Genomic DNA, 21,953 nt, shown 5'->3' on the forward strand with positions numbered 1-21,953 from the left:
GTGGGTCCCCCGTGTCATCCGCAGGCCCGGCGGGCCATCTCGTGCAGCACCGCGGAGGTGGGCACGGGCGCCTGCCGGACGCCGGTGAGCTTCTGGTTGAGGTAGGCGGCGCGGTCGGCGGTGGCCGTGACGAACTCGGCGGCGTCGCCCTGCGGCCGGAATCCGTGCCGGACGGCGAGCTTGCGCAGGGCCGGGTCGGTGCTGAGCAGTTCCCCGAGCGCCCGGCCGTCCGCGTCCAGCGGTACGACGGTGTGGTCGCTGTTGACGGTGGTGTCCGGGTACAGCACCACGAGGTCGTCCGCGCCGTGCTGCTCGGCGAGGAGCGCCGCGACCTGTGACTCGTACACCAGCACCAGCGGGTTGCCCGCGCCGCTGACGAAGTCCCGGAACACCGCGTCCGTGCTGGACTGCTGGGCGCCCTGGACGCTGACCAGCTTGTGCAGCAGGGGTGCGGTGCGGTCGAGGTCCGCCTTGCCCGCGACCACCTTGCCGCCGTTGGCCACGTAGGAGGCGGCGGCGAGGTAGAGGGCCCCGGAGTTGGAGGACTCGGGGTCGGTGCTGGCGATGTACAGGGTGCCCGTCAGCTCGCCGTGGGCCCTGGCGCCCTTGAGCTGCTGCCAGGTGCGGTCGTGCCGGGCGGCGTCCACGTAAGCGCCCGTCTTCAGCGTGCCGCGGCTCTTCCCGTCGAGCACCGCCAGCCCGTTCGAGGCGAGCACGTCGGCCGCGGCGCGGTGCGCCACGACGACGAGCGGCGAGTAGAAGGGCCGGGGCAGCGGTTCCTGCACGTGGTACTTCTCGGCCAGCTCGTCGGCGGGTGCCTGGCTGGACGGGAAGGCGAAGTCGTACCCCTTGAGGTCCAGGCCCTCCATGGCCCAGGACCCGGAGGCCTCGGCCTTGACGGTGTAGCCCTTGGCGGCGAGGGCCTTCACCACATCGGGATCGGCGAAGAAGTCGGCCTTCTCCGATCCGATCACTCCACGCACGGTCTTCGTTGCCGTGCCCTTGTCCTCCCCTTGCCGGCCCGCGACGACGGCGGCCACCACGCCACCGATCAGCAGAACCGCGAGGACGATTCCCGCGATACGTCTCACGCCGGGGAGCGTGCTCCCGGAACTCCAAGTTCCATGCGCGACGAGATGAACGGGGGGTGACGTCCCGTTCCCGGTATGCAACCGGAGGCCACCCCTCCGGCAAGGGGCGCGGTCTCCCGGGACCGCGGGCAGGGGAGACGGTGCGGCGGCGGGCCTCGCAGGGAGGGGACGGCGCGGTGCAGAGCCCTCGACGCGGTGAGGCGACGAGACGGCGGGGCTCGGCGCGGCGGGGCGGCGGCCTTGGGGGCGCGATGCGGCAGTCTGGGGCGCCGGGGCGAGGCGGCGGCCTCGGGCGCTCGGGCGATGCGGCGGCCGGCCTCGGTGCGGTGGGACGGTGGCGGAAAGCGCCGGTCACCCTTTCTCCGTCGGAACGGTGCTCACCCCCACACGCCCGCCGGCGCTCTGCGCGGTGCTCGGCAACAGCGGACCGGGGCCTCCCTCAGCGGGCCGGGGCCTCCCGCAGGGAAACGCGCCGCACGCACCGACCCGCCCAAGCCGAGCGCAGCGTATGGCGCCCGGTCCGCGCGTCGCTGCGGGTGCGCGCGGACCGGGGCCGATCGGGGGACCCGGGCAGGGGTCAGGCGGTGCTGAGTTCCTTCGGGTCGGCGGACAGCGCGGCGGCGTGCGCGTCCATCCGCTCGGCCGAGAGGATCGCCACCGCCGTGTCGGCACGCGACGCGGCGACCACGAGCGCGCGCCCCGCGAGGGCGTGCGCGCGCCGGTGCAGCCCGGTGGGGTCACCGGCGGCGGCCGGCGCCGCCCGCAGCGGTGTACGTCCTCCGCGCAGCCGCGCCACCTGTGCCGCGAGGCGCTCCGCGGCCGTGTCGAGGTCGGCGGACGGGGTCAGCGCGCGCAGTTCGTCGGTGACCGCGAGCAGCGCGGCGAGGTGCCCGGCGAGCTGGATGTCCAGTTCCTCCTCGCGCGACCGGTGGGGGAAGTCCGAGGCGGTGCCGGCCATCGTGCTGTGGACCGACTTGGTGCGGATCGGCTCGTACATGGGGGATGGCCTCCTGTGCTCTGACAGGAAGCCATCTTAGCTTGGATTTCGTCTAAAGTTGAGTCGGGTCACAGAATGAGGTCCGTCGACTACACCTGGCTGTATCCGTCCAGGAAAGTTCCGATGCGGGTCACCGCGTCCCGCAGGTCCCCCACCGTCGGCAGCGTCACCACCCGGAAGTGATCCGGCTCGGGCCAGTTGAAGCCGGTGCCCTGGACGACCATGATCTTCTCCTTTCGGAGCAGGTCCAGGACCATCCGCCGGTCGTCCTTGATCTTGAAGACGTCGGGGTCCAGCCGCGGGAACAGGTACAGCGCCCCCTTCGGCCGTACGCAGCTCACCCCCGGAATCCGCGTCAGCAGCTCGTACGCGGTGTCCATCTGCTCCTTCAGCCGCCCGCCCGGCAGCACCAGGTCATTGATCGTCTGGCGTCCGCTGAGCGCGGCGACCACCCCGTGCTGCCCCGGCATGTTGGCGCACAGCCGCATGTTCGCCAGGATCGTCAGGCCCTCGATGTAGGAGTCGGCGTGGGCGCGCGGGCCGGAGATCGACATCCAGCCGACGCGGTAGCCGGCCACCCGGTACGCCTTCGACATGCCGTTGAAGGTGAGGGTGAGCAGATCGGGGGCGACCTTCGCGGTCGGGGTGTGCGTGGCACCGTCGTAGAGGATCTTGTCGTAGATCTCGTCGGAGCAGACCAGCAGGTTGTGCCGGCGGGCGATGTCCGTCAGCCCCTTGAGCATCGCCTCGTCGTAGACCGCGCCCGTGGGGTTGTTCGGGTTGATGATGACGATCGCCTTGGTGCGGTCGGTGACCTTGCGCTCGACGTCGGCGAGGTCCGGCATCCAGTCGGACTGCTCGTCGCAGCGGTAGTGCACCGCCGTGCCGCCGGAGAGGGACACGGCCGCCGTCCACAGCGGATAGTCCGGGGCCGGTACGAGCACCTCGTCGCCGTCGTCCAGCAGACCCTGCATCGCCATCACGATCAGCTCGGAGACGCCGTTGCCGATGAAGACGTGTTCGACGTCGGTCTCGATGCCGAGGGTCTGGTTGTGCATCACGACCGCGCGGCGGGCGGCGAGCAGGCCCTTGGCGTCGCCGTAGCCGTGCGCGGTGGAGACGTTGCGGAGGATGTCCTCCAGGATCTCCGGGGGGCACTCGAAGCCGAAGGCGGCCGGGTTTCCGGTGTTCAGCTTGAGGATGCGGTGACCCGCCGCCTCAAGCCGCATGGCCTCCTCGAGAACCGGGCCCCGGATCTCGTAACAGACGTTGGCGAGCTTGGTCGACTGGATCACCTGCATGTGCGTGAGCTTACGGCCCGGTAACGCCTCATGGCTCGTGTTTTCCGCCACGTGAGACACGGAGATTTGCCCGGATATCACCGACGGCTGTCTCAGGAGTCGCTTGCGTCCCTACAATTCGCTGGCATGTCCACGGAACGGGAGTACGAGGCGGGGGCGGACGGCATGAACGGAGCGGGCGGCGCGCCCGGGAACCGGCCGAACGTGTACCACCCGCAGCCGGCTCCGGCCCCCGCGTACGAGCAGTACGCCGATCCGGCCGCCGCGCACGGCTGGCAGAACGCCTACGACGCGACCAGTGAGCTGCCCGCGCTCCACGAGGCGCATGAGGCTCACGGGACGGCCGGGGCGTACGAGGCTCCCGAGACCTTTGCGGCAACCGACGTCACGCAGCCCGTGGAGCCGGCGCTTCTGGAGCCGGCGCTTCCGGAGGCGCCCCCCACGGCCTCCGGGGTGCCCGGTGAGGGCCGGGCCGGGCGGCGACGGGCCGCACGCCGCGCGGGCGGCCGGCGCCGGGTGGCGGTCGTCGCCGGGGTCCTCGGCGTGGCCGGTGCCGTGGCCGCGTTCGCCGCGCTGGGCGGCTCGGGCTCCCCGGCCGGCGCGCGTCCCGAGGACGGCAAGAGCGCGGGCGTCGACTCCGCTCCCGCGAGCCCGCACGGGGGCACCGGCTCGCCGAGCGTGAGCGCCCCGGAGGCCGGCGACCCCGCGCCGTCGGGCTCGGCCACGTCCTCGGGCGGCGGCGCCGGGGGAGACGCGAACGGTGGGACGGCCGGCGATCCGTCGGTCACGACCACGCCCTCGGCGTCGGACGTGTCGCCGTCCGGCGCGCCGACACCGACCGCGGCGACGACTTCGGCCGGCACGCCGACGGCGTCACAGTCCGGCACCCCCGGCAGGGGCAACGGTCACGGCCACGGCACCACCAAACGCCCGCGCTGAGCGCCGAGTTGCCCCGTGCCGCGCCACGGCGGCCGTGCCGCCGCCCGCTCGCACAGGGAAACCCCTATGACCTGACACGGCGTCTTGTCCCCGCCCCTCTCCGACATTGAGAATGCGCATGACAACCGCATGGGCGACCGGAGGACTCCGGTCGCCCAAGTCGTAAGAGGGGACCCCCACGTGAACAAGCCTCTCCTTGCCGCGCTCTCCTCCCTGGCCATCGCCGGGCTGGGCGCGACCCCGGCGGCCGCCGCCCCGCACCCGGCCACCGCGACCACCGCCCCGCACTCCGCCAAGGCCGCCGCGGTCACGGTCGACTTCGCCGGCACCGTCTCGCTCAGCAACTGCTCCGGCTCCGTCATCCGCTTCCCCGGCTCCGCCGACACCGACCCGGCCCTCGTGCTGACGAACGGTCACTGCCTGGAGACCGGCTTCCCGGACCCCGGCGAGGTCATCACCGGCCAGTCCTCCAGCCGTACCTTCGGCCTGCTGAACTCCGCCGGCACCAAGGTCGCCACCCTGCGCGCCAACCAGGTCGTCTACTCGACCATGACGGACACGGACGTCACGATCTACCGCACCACCACCACCTACGCGGCGATCAGGAACTCGTACGGCATCAGCCCGCTCACCGTGCAGGACACGCACCCGGTCGCCGGGACCGCCATCAAGGTGGTCTCCGGCTACTGGAAGCGCATCTACAGCTGCAACATCGACGGGTTCGTGTACCGGCTGAAGGAGGGCGACTGGACCTGGAAGGACTCGGTCCGCTACACCTCCGCCTGCAACACCATCGGCGGCACCTCCGGCTCCCCGGTCATCGACACCGCCACCGGCAAGGTCGTCGCCGTCAACAACACCGGCAACGAGGACGGCGAGCGGTGCACGGTGAACAACCCGTGCGAGGTCGACGCGAACGGCACCGTCACCGTCCGCCAGGGCATCAACTACGCCGAGGAGACCTACAACATCCCGGCCTGCTTCACCACCGGCAACAAGCTCGACCTGGGCGCCGCCGGCTGCACCCTGCCCAAGCCGTAGGCACGGTTCACAGCGGCGTGCGGCGGACGGACCGTCCCGCGAGGACGTCCGTCCGCCTGCCGTCCTCGATGACGAACCGGCCGTCGACCAGTACGTACGGGATCCCGGTCGGCAGCCTGCGGGGCTCGGCGAAGCCGGCGCCGGGCGCGACCGTCCCCGGGTCGAACAGGACCAGGTCGGCCCGGTAGCCCTCGCGCACCAGCCCGCGGTCCGGCAGCCGCAGCCGCGCCGCGGGCCGGGAGGTGAGGTGGGCGACGCACTCCTCCAGCGTCAGCACCCCCAACTCCCGGACGTAGTGGCCGAGATAGCGCGGGAAGGTGCCGTACGCGCGCGGGTGCGGCTTGCTGCCCCGCAGGATGCCGTCGGAGCCGCCGGTGTGCGCGCGGTGCCGCATGATCGCGCGGACGTTCTCCTCGTGGCCGACGTGCTGGAGGATGGTCGTCCCGAGCCGGTCCCCGACCAGCATCCGGTGGGCCGTGGCCCAGGGGGTCTCGCCGCGCAGCTCCGCCGCCTCCCGGACCGTACGGCCCACGAACTCGGCCAGGTGCGGAACGGTCACCCCGGAGATCTCGATCGTCTCCCACTCCACCGGCACGCCGTGGCAGCCGTCCGAGCCGGTGACCTCCAGGTCGTGCCGGATCCGCTCGGCCGTCGCCGGGTCGGTGAGCCGGGCCAGGATCTCCTCCGGGCCGCCCTCGCTCGCCCAGCTCGGCAGCAGCGCGGCCAGCGTGGTGCAGCCGGGGGTGTAGGGATAGGTGTCCAGCGTGATGTCCGCGCCCGCCTCCAGGGCCCGGTCGAGCAGGGCGAGCAGCTCCGGTGCCCGGCCCTTGTTCACGCCGAAGTTCATCGTCGCGTGCGCGAGGTGCAGCGGGCAGCCCGCCTCCCGGGTCAGGTCGACCATCTCGGCGTAGGCCTCCAGGGCGCCGGCGCCGTAGGAGCGGTGGTGCGGGCAGTAGTAGCCGCCGTAGGACGCCACCACGCGGCACAGCTCCGTCAGTTCGGCGTCCTCGGCGTACATCCCGGGTGTGTACGTCAGCCCCGAGGACAGCCCGACCGCGCCCTGCTCCAGCCCCTCGGCCACCAGCCGCCGCATCCGGTCCAGCTCGTCGGGCGTGGCCGCGCGGTCCTCCCAGCCGACGACGAGCGCCCGGACCGTGCCCTGCGGGATCAGATAGGCCGCGTTCACGGCGATCCCCCGGTCCAGCCGGTCGAGGTACTCGCCGACGCTCCGCCAGTCGAAGTCGATGTCCTCGCCGTACCCGTTCCAGCCGGTGATCGCCCGGCGCACCTCCTGAAGCGTGCTGTCGTCCACCGGGGCGTACGACAGCCCGTCCTGCCCGAGGACCTCCAGCGTGACCCCCTGCGCGGCCTTCGCGCTGTGGTCGGGGTCGCGCAGCAGGGCCAGGTCGGAGTGGGCGTGCATGTCGATGAAGCCCGGGGAGAGGACCAGGCCCTCCGCGTCGATCTCCCGCGTGGCGCGCGGGCGCTGGCAGCCCGCCGCGGCGGCCTCCTTGACGATCGAGACGATCCGGCCGGCGTCGATCACGACATCGGCGCGGTACGCGTCCGCCCCGCTGCCGTCGACGACGTCGGCGTCCCGGATGACCAGGTCCTCCACGCGGGCCTCCTAGAAGAACGTACGGATGTAGTCGACGACCGTGCCGTCCGCCTCGGCCACCGGGATGAGCTGCCACTTGTCGAAGGACGTGCACGGGTGGGACAGACCGAAGCCGATCCAGTCACCGACCTCCAGGTCCGCCTCCGGGTCCGTGCGCAGCCAGGCGTGCTGGTCGGACAGTCCGGTCACGGTGATGCCGGTGGCCGGGCGCTCCTCCGCGTTCCGGCGTACCACCTGGGCGCTCGGCAGGTCCAGGTCGTAGGCCGCGTCGCGCTTGCCCGCGTTGGCGAAGGCCTGCTCGGGGGTCGGCCGGGAGACGACCTGTGCCCACAGCCGGAAGGCGGGCTCCAGGGCGCCCTCCTCGGGCACCCGGCCGAACGGGGTGAGCCTGCGGTAGTGCCCGTCGTCGTGCGAGACGTAGGCGCCCGAGCGCAGCAACTTCAGCACCGGCCTGGACAGTTCGGGAATCGCCGCGAAGACGTCGGCGACCGCGTCGAACCAGGCGCTGCCGCCCGCGCTCACCACGATCTCCTCGGCCTCGTCGAACCGCCCGCTCTTGTCGAGGTCGGCGGCCAGCGCCACCAGCCGCAGCAGATACGCCCGCACGCGCTCCGGATCGGCCCGCGGCACCTCGCCCTCGTACCCCGCCACGCCGACCAGGCGCAGGGTCGGTACGGCGGCCACGGCCGCGGCGACGTCCGCGCACTCCGCCTCCGTGCGCACGCCCGTCCGGGCCCCCTCGCCCGCGCCCAGCTCGATCACGACGTCCACCGGGCGGGCGGCGCCCGCGAGGGCCGCGTCCATCAGCTCCACCGCGCGCACGGAGTCGACGTAGCAGACGAACCGGAACTCGGGGTCGGCGGCCAGCTCGCCGGCGATCCAGCGCAGGGCGGGGGCGTCCACCAGCTCGTTGGCGAGGAAGACCCGCCGGACGCCGAACGCGCGGGCCACCCGCACCTGGTGCGGCACCGCGAGCGTGATGCCCCAGGCGCCGTGCTCGATCTGGCGCTGGAAGAGCTGCGGGGCCATGGAGGTCTTGCCGTGCGGCGCGAAGGCGAGACCGTGCCGGGCGGTGTACGTCTCCATCAGCGCGAGGTTGTGCTCCAGGCGCTCGGCGGACAGCGCGAGGACGGGGGTGGTGAAGCCGTCGCCGTCCCGGAAGAGGTTGCGGCGCTGGGCGGCCAGCTCGGCGACGGTCAGGCCGTCGGCGTCCGGGGGGAGGCCCTTGAAGCGGTGGTCGACACGTTCCTCGGCAAGGCGGGTGAGCGCTTCGGTGCCCATGGAGCCCCTCTCAGGCGTTGCATGTCTTGCAACAGCCATTGCGTGTATTGCTTACAGGTGTCTAGCATCTCGCCGAACACCGGGTCAACGGATCCGCCGGCCCGGCGATCGACAGGAGTCATCATCAACGACGCTGCTTACGCCTCGGCCGTTGCGCACCCGCGGAATGTCATGGACGTGGACGTGGTGGCGCTCGGTGAGTCCATGGTCACCTTCCTGCCCAGCCGCCCCGGCCGCCTCGCCGACGTGCCCTCCTTCGACCGGGCCATCGGCGGCGCCGAGTCCAACGTCGCCTGCGCCCTGGCCGCGTTCGGGCACACGGCACGCTGGGTCAGCCGCGTCGGCGCGGACGGCTTCGGCGACCACCTGCTGGAGCGGATCGCCGGATACGGCGTCGACGTCTCCGCCGTGCACCGGGACCCGGACCGGCCCACGGGCGTCTACTTCCGCACCGCCGGGGACCGGGGGACGGGCGCACACGAGGTGGCGTACTACCGGGCGGGCTCGGCGGCGTCGGCGATGGCGCCGGGGAACGTCGACCTGACGGCCGCCCGGTCGGCCCGCGTCCTGCACCTGACCGGCATCACGGCCGCGCTCTCCGAGGAGTGCCGGGAGCTGCTGCACGCCCTGACGGCCCCCGTCCCGGGGCGCCCACTGGTGTCCTTCGACGTGAACTACCGGCCGGGACTGTGGGGCGACGGCGAGGGCGCCCGGCTCCTGCTGGACCTGGCACGGCGTGCGGACATCGTGTTCGTGGGCGCCGACGAGGCGGAGCAGGCGTGGGACGTCACGGGCGGCCCCGAGGCGATCCGGAGGGTGCTGCCGGAGCCGGCGGTGCTGGTGGTGAAGGAGGGGGCGCGGGGCGCGACGGCGTTCGACGCACGCGGCTCGCGGCCACGCGCGCTTTCCGCGGGCAGTCGTGCCGCTGGGGCGGCGTCCGTCCCGGAGAAGGACGGCACCCCGTCAGCGCCGGGCCTCGCGACCGGCCCCCGGCCCACCATCACCCCGCCCACCTTCGTACCCGCCCTGTGCACAGCCGTCGTGGCAACCACCGGCGCCGGGGACGCCTTCGCCGCCGGTTTCCTCTCGGCGACCCTGCGCGGGCTCCCCGTCAGGGACCGGCTCAGGCACGGGCACCTCTTCGCCGCCGCCGCTCTCACCACCCCGGGCGACCTGGCCGCACCCCCCGCCCGCGACCACGCCGACCGCCTCGCCGCCCTGGACGACGACGCATGGGGGAGACTTCGACTCGGCCCCGGCTGGACGCAAGCCGAGCAGGCCGAGGAGGAGGCGAACATCCCATGAGTCAGACCGTCGACCGCGCGTTGAGCATCCTGCCGCTGCTCGCCGAGGGCCCCGCCGACCTCGGCCAGGTCGCGGACCGCCTCGGCGTGCACAAGTCCACCGCCCTCCGCCTGCTGCGCACCCTGCACGAACACGGCCTGGTCTACCGCCAGTCCGACCAGCGCTACCGCCTCGGCGCCCGCCTCTTCGCCCTCGCCCAGGAGGCGATGGAGAACCTCGACATCCGCGAGATCGCCCACCCCCACCTCGTACGGCTCAACGAACAGTGCGGCCACACCGTCCACCTCGCCGTCTACGAGGAGAACGAGGTGCTGTACATCGACAAGGTCGAGAGCCGCTACCCGGTCCGCATGTACTCCCGGATCGGCAAGCCCGTCGCTATCACCGTCGCCGCCGTGGCCAAGCTGCTCCTCGCCGACCTGCCCGAACCCGAGCGCCGCGCCCTCGCCGAGCAGCTCGACTACCCGCTGTACACGGCCCGTTCGACCCCCCACGCCCAGGCCTTCCTGAAGGAGCTGGCCACGGTGCGCGAACAGGGCTGGGCCACCGACCTCGGTGGCCACGAGGAGTCCATCAACTGCGTCGCCGCCCCCATCCGCGGCGCCGACGGCCGGGTGGTCGCCGCCATGTCGGTGTCCGCGCCGAACGTGGTCGTCACCGCCGAGGAACTCCTCACCCTGCTCCCGCTGGTGCGCCGTACGGCGGACGCGATCAGCGGCGAGTACTCCGGACGCACCCCAGTGAAGGACCGCACCGCATGACCGACAAGATCGCGCTCACCCCGAAGACCCACACCACCCCGCCCGCGAAGTTCTCGCACGGCGTGCGGAAGGGCAACATCCTCCAGGTCGCCGGCCAGGTCGGCTTCCTGCCCGCCGAGGAGGGCAAGCCCCCGACGCCCGCCGGCCCCTCCCTGCGCGAGCAGACCCTCCAGACCCTCGCCAACGTCAAGGCGATCCTGGAGGAGGGCGGCGCCGGCTGGGACGACGTGATGATGATCCGCGTCTACCTCACCGACGTCGACCACTTCGCCGAGATGAACGAGATCTACAACGCCTACTTCGAGGAGCAGGGCCTCACCCAGCCGCCCGCCGCCCGCACGACGGTCTACGTCGGTCTGCCGGCCGGCCTCCTCATCGAGATCGACGCACTCGCCGTACTCGGCTGACGTCCCCTCACCTCCCGTACCACCCGCACGTCCTGTACGGCACGGCACCTCACGGGGCGCCGTGCCGCGCTCCCCCCTGCCCGAAAGCAGTATGCATTTACGTAGAGGACCCCCGTATGTCCTATCCGCTCGCCGCCCCCGCCCCCGCCGCACCACCCCACACCGGAGGCCTGCTCGTCCTCGTCGACGGCACGGCCGGACTGCTCACGGTCGCCGCCGTGGGCATCGCCCTGCTTCTCTTCCTGATCATCAAGGTCAGGCTCCAGCCCTTCGTCGCCCTGCTCGCCGTCTCCATAGCCGTCGGCCTGCTGGCCGGCCTGTCGGTCACCGAACTCTTCGGCACGGTCCAGCGCTCGGACGCGGTCTCCACCATCGAGTCCGGCATGGGCGGCATCCTCGGCCACGTCGCGATCATCATCGGCCTCGGCACCATGCTCGGCGCCGTCCTGGAGGTCAGTGGCGGCGCCGAGGTACTGGCCTCGCGCCTGCTGGCCCTGTTCGGCGAGCGCCGGGCCCCCCTCGCCATGGGCCTGACCGGCCTGATCTTCGGCATCCCGGTCTTCTTCGACGTCGGCATCTTCGTCCTCGCGCCGATCGTCTACGCCGCCGCCAAGCGCAGCGGCAGGTCCATCCTCCTGTACTGCCTGCCCCTGCTGGCCGGCCTGTCGATGACCCACGCCTTCCTGCCCCCGCACCCGGGCCCGGTGGCCGCCGCCGGACTGCTCCACGTCGACCTCGGCTGGGTCATCCTGATGGGCGTCGTGTGCGGCATCCCCGCCGTACTGGCCGCCTGGGCGTTCTCCGCGTGGGTCGGCCGCCGCATCTTCGTCGCCGTACCGCAGGACATGGTGGAGGCGGCGGAGGAGGCCAAGCGGGCCGTCATCCAGGAGCAGCGCGCCTCGGGTGTCGAGCCGCGCGAGGAGCCGGTGCCGCTGGGCACGGTCCTCGCCATCATCGGTACGCCGCTGATCCTGATCCTCGCCGCCACCTTCTCCTCGATCGCCTTCGACCCGTCCACCGGCCGCTCGGTCGTCGAGTTCTTCGGCCACCCCTTCGTCGCCCTGACGATCGCCCTCCTTCTCGCCTACTACCTGCTCGGCGTCCGCCGCGGCTGGTCCCGCAAGTCCCTGGAGACGGTGTCGACGGCGTCCCTGAAGCCGATCGGCAACATCCTGCTGGTCGTCGGCGCGGGCGGCGTCTTCGGTGCCGTACTGAAGGCGAGCGGGGTGGCGCAGGCGCTGTCGGACACGTTCCACGACGTGGGCCTGCCCGTGATCGTCCTGTCCTACCTGATCTCGGTGGTCCTGCGGGTCGCCCAGGGCTCGGCGACGGTCGCGATCGTGACGACGGCGGGCATCGTGGCGCCCCTGCTCTCCGAGGGCCACCACTCGCAGGCCTTCACCGCCCTCGTCATCATGGCCATCTCGGCGGGCTCCATCTTCGCCTCGCACGTCAACGACGGCGGTTTCTGGATGGTGGCCAAGTACTTCGGCATCACCGAACGGGACACGCTGCGGACCTGGACGGTCCTGGAGTCGGTGCTGTCACTGGCGGGGTTCGTGGTGGCGGCGGTGGTCAGCGTGTTCGTGAGCTGACTGGTTCCGGCACAGGGAAGTCGTCCATACTGCCGCCGTGGAGCAGCGCATAGGATCGAGCAGCAAGCCGACCGAGGCCGGGGAGCCGTTGAAGGCCCAGCCGCCGATGGCCGAACCGGTGAAGGCGGAGCCCGTGTTGGGCGCCGGTTTCGACCCGGCCTTCGTCCCGGGGATCACGGGCCCGACGCCGCTGGGCGGGGTGACGAAGTCGCCGGAGCCGAAGGGGGCGGAGGAGCCGCCGTCTTCCGAAGGGGCGTCCTTTGAACCGGTGTCCCCGGGACCGGCGTCCTCCGAGCCGGCGTCCGCTGAACGGGCGGACGCCGACGAGCCGGACGCGGAGGAGACGGACGCCGACGAGAGGGACGCGGAGGACAAGGCCGACGGCCCGGTCTTCGAGGCGTCCGACCGCCGGGCGAGGATAGTGGCCGACCGCAAGGGCGTCCGCCTCAGCCTGGACGAGGAGGCCTGCGAGTTCCGCTGGGACGAGATCGCGGCGGTGGAGACGGAGTCCCCCCGCTTCGGCAAGCGCTACACGATCACCGTGCACACCCCTGACCGCCGCTGGTACCCGATCGAGATCGAGGCGGCGGCCAGGGCGCGCTTCAAGGAGTGGGACGAGCAGCTGGACGCGGTGCTCGACGCCTACTTCGAGGAGGCGTGACCCCTAACCGCAGTACTGGGCGGCCTTGCCGATCGACCGGTACATGCAGTCGGCGTTCTCCAGCAGCTGCAACACGGCGTCCTTGTTCCGGGAGGTCTCCCGCTCGATGACTTCGTCGGGCGGGTAGAACCCGCCCCCGGAACTGGACGTCGGATACATCTCGAAGGTGTAGTCGAAGATCTTGTGCACGCCCCAGAGGTAGTCGTCGATGGACCCGTCGGTGATGTACAGGTCGCTGGACTGCTCCGCCGTGTACCCGTTGCTGGCGGCCATCTTCTGCCCCACGGCCTTGAACGCGGCGGCGTCGTCCGCGGTCATGCCGGTGGCGGTGTCCGCGTAGGTGTACCCGAACGGCCACAGCACCAGCTCGCTGTAGGTGTGGAAGTCGATGCCGGCCTTGATCTGCTGCTTGCCGCCGACGACCCGGCCGCGCACGAAGTCGGAGACGACCTTCACCTCGGGCGCGGACTCGGCGGCGGACCCGCGATAGGTCTCGGAGGACGTCGACCCCGACGATCCGCCGCAGCAGCCCCACTTGTAGTTCCAGTTCCGGTTGAGGTCGGTCCCGACGTACGAGGAACCGGAGTTGGGCTGCCGGTTCTTCCGCCACGAACGGTACGACCCGCTGGCGATGTCGTACTCGCCCCCGTCCGGATTCAGATCCGGGATGATCCAGATCTCCCGGCTGTTGACGATGCTGGTGATCCGGGAGTCGGACCCGTACCCCGCCCCGAGCTCGCGCAGCAGGTAGAGCGCCATCTCCACGGTCAGATGCTCCCGCGCGTGCTGGTGCGCGGTGAACAGCACCTCGGGCTCGTCCTCGTCGGTGCCGACGTTGTCGCTGACCTTGATGGCGACGATGTCGCGTCCCTGGTACGACTTCCCGATCACCCGCCTGCTCATGATGCCCGGGTAGGCGGCGAGCCGCTGGTCGATCTCGGCGTTCATCTCGGCGTAGTTGTGGTACTTCGCGTCGGCGCCGGGGAAGTCGTAGAGCCGCGCCCCGGACCGCTGTGGCACCGCACCCAACGGCTGTACGTCGTAACCGAGTTGCCGCAGCCTCCGGATCTGCTCGGCCCGTCCGGACACGACGACGGTCTCTTCGTCGGCCTCGTCGACGGTGACACCGGTCGCCTGAATGGCCGTACGCGTCACGGGTGTCGTGCTCTGGTGGATCTCGTACTGCCGAACGCCGTCGTCGGCCGATTCGACCTTGCGGACACTGTCGGCGGTGGCATGGTCGACGCCGGCCGAGACCGGGGCGGCGAGCGCGAGGGCCAGCAGCGCACCGAGAGCGGCGGTACGTCTGCCGCCGTGCGCGCCGGAGCCGCGGATGCGAAGTCGCATGAACTCTCCTTGTGGGGTGGAGGTGGGGTGTTCCCGTGCGACGTGCGGATGCGAACCGACGGGGGCCCTCCGTAGGGAATCCCTGTGGGTTCGCTGTGCGGGTTGGCGCTCATCGTGCGGTGTTGGCATGATCAGGTCAAGTATGGGCGGGGGGAACGACCGGAAACGACAGGGCGACGCCGACGTGCCCCTCAGTCCGCGGAGGGGCGGCCCTTCAGGGCTTCCACGAAGGCGGCGAAGGCGCGGGCCGGGAAGGTGAGGGTGGCTCGGGCGGGGGCTTTGGAGTCGCGGACGGATATGTGGGTGTCCATGTCGGCGACTTCGACGCAGTCGTTGCCCTCACCTCCGCCGGAGAAGGACGACTTCTTCCACGAGGTGGGGGTGATCACCGGTCCTCACAGCTCCTTCGCCAACTGGTGGATGAGGTCACGCGACCGCTCAGGGGGCAGTGCCTGAGCCCTCACCCTACGGAACAGCCTTCGAAAGTGCTCCAGCTGTGCTTCCGAGTCGATGAACGCCGTTCCGTGGGGAGCATCGCGCACGACGGTGTCCAGCCGGGGAACCGCTCCGCCCAGGTGCACCATGGCGCTCCCGGCCCCGGCGAAGTCGTCCAGGGCGAACGGGACGACCTGCACGGTGACGTGATCGGCCTCGGAAACCTCCAGGACGCGGTGGAGCTGGGCGCGGGAAGCGGCACGCCCGGCCACCCGGATACGGAGCGCCGCCTCGTGGATGACGGTCACGTACGGGATGGGGTCCGGCCCGTCGATGACGACCCTCCGTTTCATCCGGTGCTCCACGCGAAGGGCCACCTCGCTCTCCGGGAACTCCGGATTCATGTACGCGAAGAGGGCCCGGGCGTACTCCTCCGTCTGAAGGAGCCCCGGCACGTTGATGACCGCCACGTCCTTGCGGAACCGGGCGTGATGGTCCAGCTCTGCGAGGTCCTGGTACCCGGCAGGGAGGACGCCTCGGTACTCCTCCCACCAGCCGCGCTTCCGGTCCGTCGCCATGGCTGCCAGGGCGTCGATCAAGGCGTCGTCCGCGCAGGCGTAGTTGGCGGCGAGCCGGCGCACGCGCTGCTCGCTCACCCCTGCGATGCCGGACTCGATCTGGCTCATCTGCACGGAGTTCGTCCCGAGCAGGGCCGCCGCCTCCGTCGCCTTGAGTCCGGCGGCCTCGCGTAGTCGCCGCAGTTCGGTGCCCAGGCGAACTTGGCGTGCTGTGGGGTTTCGTCGTGCCGGCACGGCGTCCTCTCTCCTGAACGGCCCTTATGAGGCGACTCGTTCGAGGGCAAGGTTACGTGACCGGCTTGCTGTGAATGAAATTTATGCCCTACCATCGGTGACGCATCGCACACGCTGCGGAAGCGCACCGTGCCGTCATGCCACGACGGCTGCGGCAATGCCACCGCGAGCGGACCCCCACTCATTCACCGGAGTTGATGACGCATGCCCGAGAACGAACCCTGGGACTACACGCTCTACATCCCCAACGACCCCAGAGCGGTGACCGTCTGCCGTCGGACCCTGCGCGTGATCCTGACGCTGCACGGGCTGACCGGGCTGCTGGAGACGGCTGAACTCCTGGCGACGGAGCTGGTGTCGAACGCGGTACGGCACACCAAGGGGCCGGCGGCGCTACGGGTACGACGCTCGCGGGAGGGGGTGGTGTGGATCGGGGCGTGGGACACGGACCCGGCGCCGCCTGAGCCGCCCGTGCCCTTGGAGCAGGCGCTGGAGCGGGAGGAGGGGCGGGGTCTGGGGCTGGTGACGGCCTGCGCGGAGTACTGGGGGTGGCAGCCGTCGGCGCGGTTCGGGGACCGGGGGAAGTACGTGTGGTGTGAAATGGCGGCTTCGCCGCGCGTCAATTCGCCTGGCGAGTCACCTACTTGAGGTGGCCGATGTCATCGGAGGGGCAGTGAGCCATCCGGGCGAAGCCTCCGTCACGCCTCCATGATTCATGGGGCGCCGGAAGACACGATGAAGAAGCAAAAGCGCAGGAAAATCCACGGAATGAGTGCGATATGCCCTTCACCCGCCGCGGACTGGCCACGACCACGTCGCTTCTGGCCCTCACCAGCTTCATCGGTATGGGAACCGCCGCCCACGCCGCTCAGATGGACGACGGGGACGGCTACAGGCCGTGTGTCATCACCAATCAGGGAAGCCACAACGAGAACAGCTACCAGTCGTGTGGACAGATCCTCACCGGAACCGGCCACGTCACCGGAGCCAACCACACGATCGGATCGGGGGTCCCGGGACGACCCAACTCACTTCCGCAGGTCGGCGTGACACCGACCAACCTTCTCTCGGCTCCGCAGGACAACGCCAACGTCGTGGCTTTTCTGCCCGGCGGTAGCGATGTCTCCGCGGCCTGCACCGTTGAGAGCCCGGCCGGTGACGGCACTTTCTATCTCGTCGTCACCACCGTCAACAACTACCCCACGGCTGGCTGGGTACCGGCCGAGTCGGTGCAGACCACCGCGGACTTCCCGGAATGCCTGCCGGCCTGAGATGACGCCAGGTGCGCCCCGCAGGACAGCGCCCGGACCGGGAGGGTCCGGGCGCCGTGCGTTCAGTGGGGCAGGTCACGGAAGGGCGTGCGCGTGCGGCGGGACCGTGTTCGACCACGCGTTGCCCGCCGTCGCGTCCCAGTTCGTGGACCAGGTCATCGCGCCCCGCGGGGCGGGGTAGGTCTTGGACGGCTTGAAGGTGCCGTACATCCTGGGAAGGCGCGGCATCCCCGTGCTCGACACCGTCCGCGAACGGGTGAACGCCTGCACAGATCTCGGCCGGCTGGAAACCTGGGCCCAGCGGGCCGTGCACGCGGTGGAGGCCACGGAGCTGTTCACCGAGGAGTGAGCAACTGACCCTTGGGTCGCCCGCTTGTGGTCCAGTCTCGTGCTTCCGCGAGCCGCGTCGAGGGCGCTTCGCGTCGCCTTCGGCGATGAGCCTGCGGCCCACCCTTGACCCTGCCCCCTCCAGCCCGGCAAGAAGCTGCACGTACGGCGAGAGGTCGGTGAGCATGTGAATCGTCCTATCGAGGTGACGTGCTAGTGCCGACGCGTTTCTCCATACCGCTTCCCGTCGCGTCAGTACCGCCGAGAGCAAGTCGTCGTCATACCAGCTGGCCGCCGCGGTTTGCGGACGTCAGACGTACAGGAGCCGGTCCTGCACGGACAGTTCCGGCGACGCTTGAATGACTACCTCGCCGGCGCATTCCCCCATGTGGAATTCGATGGAGATGTACGTCGCCGACGCGGTGGAGGAAACCGTCAGTCGGGTGGCGCCCTCACGGTACAAGTCCAGCACTACGTCGCCGTTGCCGTGCATCCAGCGCACCCTGACGGATCTGGACAGCGTGTCATAGGAAAAGGTGAGCGAGGCTCCTTCGCTTCCTTGCCACGTAAGCAGGCGGGCACCACTTTCATCCGCCTGCGGCCACTCGCCGATCGCGTTGAGGATCTCCTCGTCCTGGGGGACGATAAATTCTCGGTACATTTTTATCTCCATGTCAGGATGGCCCGCGTTCGACATAGGGCGGCCAATACTCTTTGCTGCCGGTGATACTTACGCCGGGTCCGCTCCCGCGGAAGATTACTGTAGACAACCTGTGGTTTCCGTCAGGCAGGACTTGCCAGGTGCTCTCCACCTCCAGTGCGCCGCGCGGACCGTAAAGTACTGACCTTGTGACCCCGAAGTCGCCGCTGCCACCTTTCCACGTGTTGGTGAAAGAACGTTCGAATGGCTGTCGGGAGGCGTCCTTAAGGTGCTCCGTCACGTACGTGCGCATCTCGGTGGTATCGTCAATGCCGATTCGGTGGAGTTGTGCTTCATTCTGGCGTGCGCGAGGAGAATTGTGTGAATCCTGTTTGATGTCTTTGTTGAATAGATAGTCCAGTTTTCGCGGATCTACTTCGGCACCGCTCTGCCCGGGGGTGCACGCAGCAAGTCCCAACGGATCAAGCCAGGTGCACGGGTTGGGTACATAGCCGACGGGGTTGGGCGCAGGGATTAGTCCGAGTGGGTCCGAGGTGAGGTATCGAGCCGTTTGCGGGTCGTAGTAGCGGAAGTAGTTGTAGTGGAGGCCGGTTTCCGGGTCGTAGTACTGGCCCGGGAAGCGCAGGGGGGTGTAGGTGGTGCTGTTCGTCGACCACGCTGTTGTTCCCCACAGGGTGCTGCGGGTGTGCCAGGCGACGTCGCCTTGTTCGTCGACGAGTTCGGTCGGGGTGCCGACCAGGTCGGTGACGATGACGAAGAAGCGGAAGTCGATTTCCTGCTGGGGGGCTTCCGCTGCGGTGATGCGTTCAGCCTGGGAGACCGGGCGCAGGCCCTGGTGGTCCCAGGTGAGGGTGACAGGGTGGGGGAGGTCGGCGGATGTCGTCGTTTGTTCGCAGAGGGTGGTGCCGTCCCAGGTGAAGTCCACCCGCTCCACGACTGTCTCGGCGTCTGCCGCCAGGCGGAGTTTTGCCGTGCGGCGACCCAGGGCGTCGTAGGTGTAGCGCCACAGGGTGCCGTCAGGGGTTACCACTGAGGTCAGGCGGTCCTCGGCGTCCCATGCGTAGCGCCAGGTGTCCGGCTTGCAGGACAGGCGGGTCTTCTGGCGGAGGGTGATGCGGCCCAGGGCGTCGTGTTCGTAGCGGACGTTGCCGGCTCGGGAAATGCGGGTGCCCGTGTAGGTGCGGGGGCCGGTCGCCTCTGCGCCCGGGTGGGTCGAGGGCCATGTTGCCTGGGTTTGGTTGCCTGCCTCGTCGTAGGCGTATCGCTCCGTCCAGTCGGCCGCGTGGATCGCCGTCACATGGCCCGTCGCGTCCAGGTCGAAGCGGCGGGTGCCGGACAGGGCGTCGGTGATGCCGACCAGGTTGCCGTCGGCCCGGTAGGTGTAAGCCCGGTGTTGGACCCTGCGGCCCTGCGCGCCGGTCACCGACTGGGTTGTGAGACGACCCAAGGCGTCGAAGGTCTGCTCCAGGGTGATCGTGTCACCTACGTGGCGGGTCAGTTCGCGACCCGCCTCGTCATAGGTGAAGCCGATCGCCCGGCCTGATGCCACCATGCCCGTGTGGAGGCCCGCCGCGTCGTACGACCACGTCGTCTTGGCTCCGGTCGGAGTGGTGCGGGTGGTGCGGCGCCCTAGGGCGTCGTAGGTGTACGTCACCGTGCGGCCGTCGACCGTTTCCGAGTGCAGGCGGCCGTAGCGGTCTCGGAGCACGGTCAGTGTCGTGCCGTCGGGGCCAACGGCCTGCGCCAGTTGGTCGGTCAGGTCGTAGGCGTAGGTGGTGATCCGGCCGTTCGCGCTCTTGCGGAGGACCTGGCCGAGTTCGTTGCGTTCGAAGGACGTGACCTCGCCGAGCGCGTTGCGCCGCGAGGCCAGGCGGCCCGCCGCGTCGTACGCGTACTCCAGTGCGCGGTCGTCGAAGTCTGTCTCCCGCACCAGGCGGCCGGCCGGGTCGTACTCGTACTCCCACGTCAGGCCCTGCGGGTTCGTGACCTTCGTGAGGCGCAGTTCCGTGTCATAGTCGAATGCGTAGCGGACGCCGTCCGGGCCCGTGCGGGCCGTCAGCAGGTCGAGGTGCGTGTACTCGAAGAGGGTGACCCCGCCGAGCGGGTCCGTGTGGCTCGTGCAGTTGCCCTCGCCGTCGTACGTCCACGTCTCCGTGGTGCCGTCGGGGGCCGTACGCCGGGTCAGGTGGCTCTCGACCGACCACTCCAGCCAGGTCGTCGCTCCGGTCGGGTCGGTGATCGAGGTGGGGCGGCCGAAGATGTCTCGTTCGTAGCGGGTCACCACGCCCAGCGGGTCAGTCACCTCCAGTGGAAGGCCGGCGCGGTCACAGAGCACCGTCGTCGTGTGGCCCAGTGGGTCGGTCACCGATGTCAGGTGGCCGGCCTCCGTGTGAGTGAAGCGGGTCGTCTGGCCGGCCGGGTCCGTCAGCGAGGTGAGGTTGCCCCGGTCGTCGTACGTCCGGCGGATGACGGTGCTGTCCGGGTTCACCACCTTCACCGGCAGCCCCAGATCGTTGTACTCCGCCCGTGCCTCGCGGCCGTCCGGGCGGACCACCCGGGTGAGGTTGCCTGCCTCGTCGTACTCGAACGTCGACGTATGGCCGAGGGCGCCTGTTGTGGACAGCAGGCGGTTGTAGCGGTCGCGGGCGTAGCGCGTGGTCGCGCCCACGGCGTCCGTCTCGGCGATGACCTGGCAGCAGCGGTTGATCAGGTAGCGGGTTCTGTGGCCGTGCGAGTCGGTGATCGTCGTGGTGTGCTCGCCGGTGTCCGGATCAACTGGTCCGTAGGTGAAGGTGGAACGCAGGTGGCCGGCGGCGCCGGACTGGTGGGTGCAGCGGTCTTGGTCGTCGTAGGCGTAAGTGAAGTGGCTGTCGTTGGTGTCCGTCCAGGAGGTGATGCGCCCCTCGGCGTCGTAGTGGAAGCGCGTGGGGCGTCCGGAGGAGTTGACGACCTCGCTCATGCGGCCGTCGGTGTAGCGGTACCGGACCAGTTCCTGGTCGGTGCCGTCCGCTGCCGCGCCCGCCAGGTGCAGGGCGGTGACCCGGCCGTCGGCGGTCGACAGCATCAGGCGATAGCCGCCGCTGTGGGTAAGGGCCCGCGGGGCGCCGGTCGTGTCGTACTCGAACGTGATCCAGTTGCCGTTGCGGTCGTCGACCTGTTCCAGCATCGCCAGGCTCTCGGAGCGGTCGGCGAAGTGCCGTACGTGGCCGGACTCGGGGTCGGTGAGGGTGTAACCGTCGTCCGTGCGGTCCAGCGGCCAGCGGGGGCCGTGGCTGGGGAGCGTCGGTACGCCGGGCGCCGGGTGCGGGTAGGCCAGCGTCAAGCCGTCATCGCCGACGAAGATCACGCCTTGGGCGTCGATCTCCAGGCGTTGGTCGAGCGTGGAGGACCAGGTGGGGCCGAACCAGCCACCGAGCCGATACGACGACTCGAACTGTCGCTTGAGGAGGAGGGGCATGGCGCCGGGGAGGGAGACGTCGGTCTGCGGCAGCACCATCCGGCCGGTCGCGACGTCGACGGGATCCTTCTCGCAGACCTTCTCGCCCGGCCGCCGGGAGACGTCCTCCGGGCCTTTCTCCACCGCTTCCCGGGCGGCGTTGCGCAACAACCCCTGCTCGGCGCCCTCCTGCGCCGCCTTTCGGGCCAGGCCCGCTTCCATGCCGAGGCCGTCCGTGCCGACGAACTGGGGCAGCAGGCGTCCGCCGAACTCGGAGGGGTCCTTGCGGGCCTCGTCCCACATGGTCTTCGCGGTCCGCTCGGGGTGCGCGGCGGTGGAGGTCAGGCCGGAGAGCGTCATGCTGACGTTCTGCAGGTAGGCGGCGGGGTGGGTGAGGTTGTACGGGTCTGTCGGGTTCAGGCCGCGGACGAAGTCGACCAGGTCGGCGGTGCCTTTGGCCACGCCGCCGGCGAAGTGGGTCAGTTCGATGCTGGTGGACAGCGCTTGGTCGGTGAAGTCGTCCTTGAGACGGTTCAGGGGCGGGGGCTCGGCGGGGGCGTGGGCCAGCGCCGCCTTGACCTTGCCCTGGGCTTCGGAGGCGGCGGTGTTGCGCTGTTTGCGGGCCTCGGCGAGCTTGTCCTGCGCGGCCTTGATGTCGGCCTTGCCC

General features: G+C 70.4%; 20 protein-coding genes. 9 read left to right on the plus strand and 11 right to left on the minus strand.

From position 1 onward, the window contains the following. Nucleotides 1-14 precede the first annotated feature (14 nt). The 3 genes from OO52_RS36765 to OO52_RS36775 all read right to left on the minus strand — a co-directional run bounded on the left by OO52_RS36765 (nucleotide 15) and on the right by OO52_RS36775 (nucleotide 3,389). Complete coding sequence (locus OO52_RS36765) at nucleotides 15-1,091, minus strand: substrate-binding domain-containing protein (RefSeq protein WP_030652263.1); 1,077 nt, start codon at nucleotides 1,089-1,091, stop codon at nucleotides 15-17. A gap of 577 nt (nucleotides 1,092-1,668) precedes the next feature. Further along, complete coding sequence (locus tag OO52_RS36770; protein WP_030652265.1) at nucleotides 1,669-2,088, minus strand: hypothetical protein; 420 nt, start codon at nucleotides 2,086-2,088, stop codon at nucleotides 1,669-1,671. Between the two features lie 89 nt (nucleotides 2,089-2,177). Continuing rightward, nucleotides 2,178-3,389 (minus strand): pyridoxal phosphate-dependent aminotransferase, encoded by a 1,212-nt coding sequence (locus tag OO52_RS36775; RefSeq protein ID WP_030652267.1) that lies wholly within the window; start codon nucleotides 3,387-3,389, stop codon nucleotides 2,178-2,180. 126 nt (nucleotides 3,390-3,515) lie between these two features. Here OO52_RS36775 and OO52_RS36780 point away from each other — a divergent pair, with 126 nt between their 5' ends. Continuing rightward, nucleotides 3,516-4,328: a hypothetical protein gene (locus OO52_RS36780; protein ID WP_030652269.1), complete on the plus strand. Its 813-nt coding sequence runs from the start codon at nucleotides 3,516-3,518 to the stop codon at nucleotides 4,326-4,328. A 180-nt stretch (nucleotides 4,329-4,508) separates the two neighbouring features. Further along, on the plus strand, nucleotides 4,509-5,369 hold the full coding sequence (locus tag OO52_RS36785) for a trypsin-like serine peptidase (RefSeq protein ID WP_030652271.1): 861 nt from the start codon (nucleotides 4,509-4,511) through the stop codon (nucleotides 5,367-5,369). Between the two features lie 7 nt (nucleotides 5,370-5,376). On the opposite strand, the gene OO52_RS36790 is transcribed toward OO52_RS36785, so the two are convergent. Together OO52_RS36790 and OO52_RS36795 are read right to left on the minus strand one after the other, a co-directional pair. After that, nucleotides 5,377-6,987, minus strand: a complete 1,611-nt coding sequence (locus OO52_RS36790; protein ID WP_030652272.1) for an N-acyl-D-amino-acid deacylase family protein — start codon at nucleotides 6,985-6,987, stop codon at nucleotides 5,377-5,379. Nucleotides 6,988-6,996: 9 nt separating this feature from the next. Continuing rightward, on the minus strand, nucleotides 6,997-8,268 hold the full coding sequence (locus tag OO52_RS36795) for an amino acid deaminase (RefSeq protein WP_030652273.1): 1,272 nt from the start codon (nucleotides 8,266-8,268) through the stop codon (nucleotides 6,997-6,999). Between the two features lie 171 nt (nucleotides 8,269-8,439). Here OO52_RS36795 and OO52_RS36800 point away from each other — a divergent pair, with 171 nt between their 5' ends. The 5 genes from OO52_RS36800 to OO52_RS36820 all read left to right on the plus strand — a co-directional run bounded on the left by OO52_RS36800 (nucleotide 8,440) and on the right by OO52_RS36820 (nucleotide 12,997). Further along, nucleotides 8,440-9,573, plus strand: a complete 1,134-nt coding sequence (locus OO52_RS36800) for a sugar kinase (protein ID WP_030652275.1) — start codon at nucleotides 8,440-8,442, stop codon at nucleotides 9,571-9,573. Next, nucleotides 9,570-10,334, plus strand: coding sequence for an IclR family transcriptional regulator (locus OO52_RS36805; RefSeq protein WP_030652277.1), 765 nt, complete (start codon nucleotides 9,570-9,572; stop codon nucleotides 10,332-10,334). Before OO52_RS36800 ends, OO52_RS36805 begins: the two co-directional genes overlap by 4 nt. After that, nucleotides 10,331-10,741: a RidA family protein gene (locus OO52_RS36810; RefSeq protein ID WP_030652279.1), complete on the plus strand. Its 411-nt coding sequence runs from the start codon at nucleotides 10,331-10,333 to the stop codon at nucleotides 10,739-10,741. Before OO52_RS36805 ends, OO52_RS36810 begins: the two co-directional genes overlap by 4 nt. 116 nt (nucleotides 10,742-10,857) lie before the next feature. Beyond that, entirely contained in the window at nucleotides 10,858-12,336 is a 1,479-nt protein-coding gene (locus OO52_RS36815) for a GntP family permease (RefSeq protein WP_030652281.1), read from the plus strand. A 37-nt stretch (nucleotides 12,337-12,373) separates the two neighbouring features. Then, nucleotides 12,374-12,997 (plus strand): hypothetical protein, encoded by a 624-nt coding sequence (locus OO52_RS36820; protein ID WP_420711449.1) that lies wholly within the window; start codon nucleotides 12,374-12,376, stop codon nucleotides 12,995-12,997. Between the two features lie 3 nt (nucleotides 12,998-13,000). Here OO52_RS36820 and OO52_RS36825 read toward each other — a convergent pair whose 3' ends face one another. The 3 genes from OO52_RS36825 to OO52_RS36835 form a co-directional block, all read right to left on the minus strand. Further along, on the minus strand, nucleotides 13,001-14,344 hold the full coding sequence (locus OO52_RS36825) for a M14 family metallopeptidase (RefSeq protein WP_030652286.1): 1,344 nt from the start codon (nucleotides 14,342-14,344) through the stop codon (nucleotides 13,001-13,003). 191 nt (nucleotides 14,345-14,535) lie between these two features. Beyond that, nucleotides 14,536-14,733 (minus strand): DUF397 domain-containing protein, encoded by a 198-nt coding sequence (locus OO52_RS36830; protein ID WP_030652290.1) that lies wholly within the window; start codon nucleotides 14,731-14,733, stop codon nucleotides 14,536-14,538. 6 nt (nucleotides 14,734-14,739) lie between these two features. Further along, nucleotides 14,740-15,591 carry a helix-turn-helix domain-containing protein gene (locus OO52_RS36835; RefSeq protein WP_030652293.1) on the minus strand — a complete coding sequence of 284 codons (852 nt, stop codon included), beginning with the start codon at nucleotides 15,589-15,591 and terminating at the stop codon, nucleotides 14,740-14,742. Nucleotides 15,592-15,795: 204 nt separating this feature from the next. On the opposite strand from OO52_RS36835, the gene OO52_RS36840 reads away from it, so the two are divergent. After that, complete coding sequence (locus OO52_RS36840; protein WP_051818781.1) at nucleotides 15,796-16,239, plus strand: ATP-binding protein; 444 nt, start codon at nucleotides 15,796-15,798, stop codon at nucleotides 16,237-16,239. A gap of 131 nt (nucleotides 16,240-16,370) precedes the next feature. Continuing rightward, a complete protein-coding gene (locus OO52_RS36845; RefSeq protein WP_030652299.1) occupies nucleotides 16,371-16,862 on the plus strand; it encodes a hypothetical protein in 492 nt (163 codons plus the stop codon). Nucleotides 16,863-16,937: 75 nt separating this feature from the next. On the opposite strand, the gene OO52_RS51770 is transcribed toward OO52_RS36845, so the two are convergent. The 3 genes from OO52_RS51770 to OO52_RS36855 form a co-directional block, all read right to left on the minus strand. After that, complete coding sequence (locus OO52_RS51770; protein WP_167347942.1) at nucleotides 16,938-17,090, minus strand: hypothetical protein; 153 nt, start codon at nucleotides 17,088-17,090, stop codon at nucleotides 16,938-16,940. Between the two features lie 409 nt (nucleotides 17,091-17,499). Further along, the gene (locus OO52_RS36850) at nucleotides 17,500-17,850 is read right to left on the minus strand and encodes a hypothetical protein (RefSeq protein ID WP_030652302.1); all 351 of its coding nucleotides are present in this window, start codon (nucleotides 17,848-17,850) and stop codon (nucleotides 17,500-17,502) included. A gap of 13 nt (nucleotides 17,851-17,863) precedes the next feature. Continuing rightward, nucleotides 17,864-21,953 (minus strand): DUF6531 domain-containing protein (locus OO52_RS36855; protein WP_106972125.1); only part of this gene is annotated, 4,090 nt, incomplete at its 5' end.

The sequence above is a fragment of the Streptomyces flaveolus genome, assembly GCF_000716535.1.
In the GTDB taxonomy this organism is placed as follows: Bacteria; Actinomycetota; Actinomycetes; order Streptomycetales; family Streptomycetaceae; genus Streptomyces; species Streptomyces flaveolus_A.

Excerpts from the sequence above, each read along its gene's own strand:
- OO52_RS36770 (WP_030652265.1), bottom strand. The coding sequence starts at position 2,088 with ATGTACGAGCCGATCCGCACCAAGTCGGTCCACAGCACGATGGCCGGC.
- OO52_RS36775 (WP_030652267.1), bottom strand. The coding sequence starts at position 3,389 with ATGCAGGTGATCCAGTCGACCAAGCTCGCCAACGTCTGTTACGAGATC.
- OO52_RS36780 (WP_030652269.1), top strand. The coding sequence starts at position 3,516 with ATGTCCACGGAACGGGAGTACGAGGCGGGGGCGGACGGCATGAACGGA.
- OO52_RS36795 (WP_030652273.1), bottom strand. The coding sequence starts at position 8,268 with ATGGGCACCGAAGCGCTCACCCGCCTTGCCGAGGAACGTGTCGACCAC.
- OO52_RS36800 (WP_030652275.1), top strand. The coding sequence starts at position 8,440 with ATGGACGTGGACGTGGTGGCGCTCGGTGAGTCCATGGTCACCTTCCTG.
- OO52_RS36805 (WP_030652277.1), top strand. The coding sequence starts at position 9,570 with ATGAGTCAGACCGTCGACCGCGCGTTGAGCATCCTGCCGCTGCTCGCC.
- OO52_RS36810 (WP_030652279.1), top strand. The coding sequence starts at position 10,331 with ATGACCGACAAGATCGCGCTCACCCCGAAGACCCACACCACCCCGCCC.
- OO52_RS36815 (WP_030652281.1), top strand. The coding sequence starts at position 10,858 with ATGTCCTATCCGCTCGCCGCCCCCGCCCCCGCCGCACCACCCCACACC.
- OO52_RS36825 (WP_030652286.1), bottom strand. The coding sequence starts at position 14,344 with ATGCGACTTCGCATCCGCGGCTCCGGCGCGCACGGCGGCAGACGTACC.
- OO52_RS36840 (WP_051818781.1), top strand. The coding sequence starts at position 15,796 with ATGCCCGAGAACGAACCCTGGGACTACACGCTCTACATCCCCAACGAC.
- OO52_RS36845 (WP_030652299.1), top strand. The coding sequence starts at position 16,371 with ATGCCCTTCACCCGCCGCGGACTGGCCACGACCACGTCGCTTCTGGCC.
- OO52_RS51770 (WP_167347942.1), bottom strand. The coding sequence starts at position 17,090 with ATGCCGCGCCTTCCCAGGATGTACGGCACCTTCAAGCCGTCCAAGACC.
- OO52_RS36850 (WP_030652302.1), bottom strand. The coding sequence starts at position 17,850 with ATGTACCGAGAATTTATCGTCCCCCAGGACGAGGAGATCCTCAACGCG.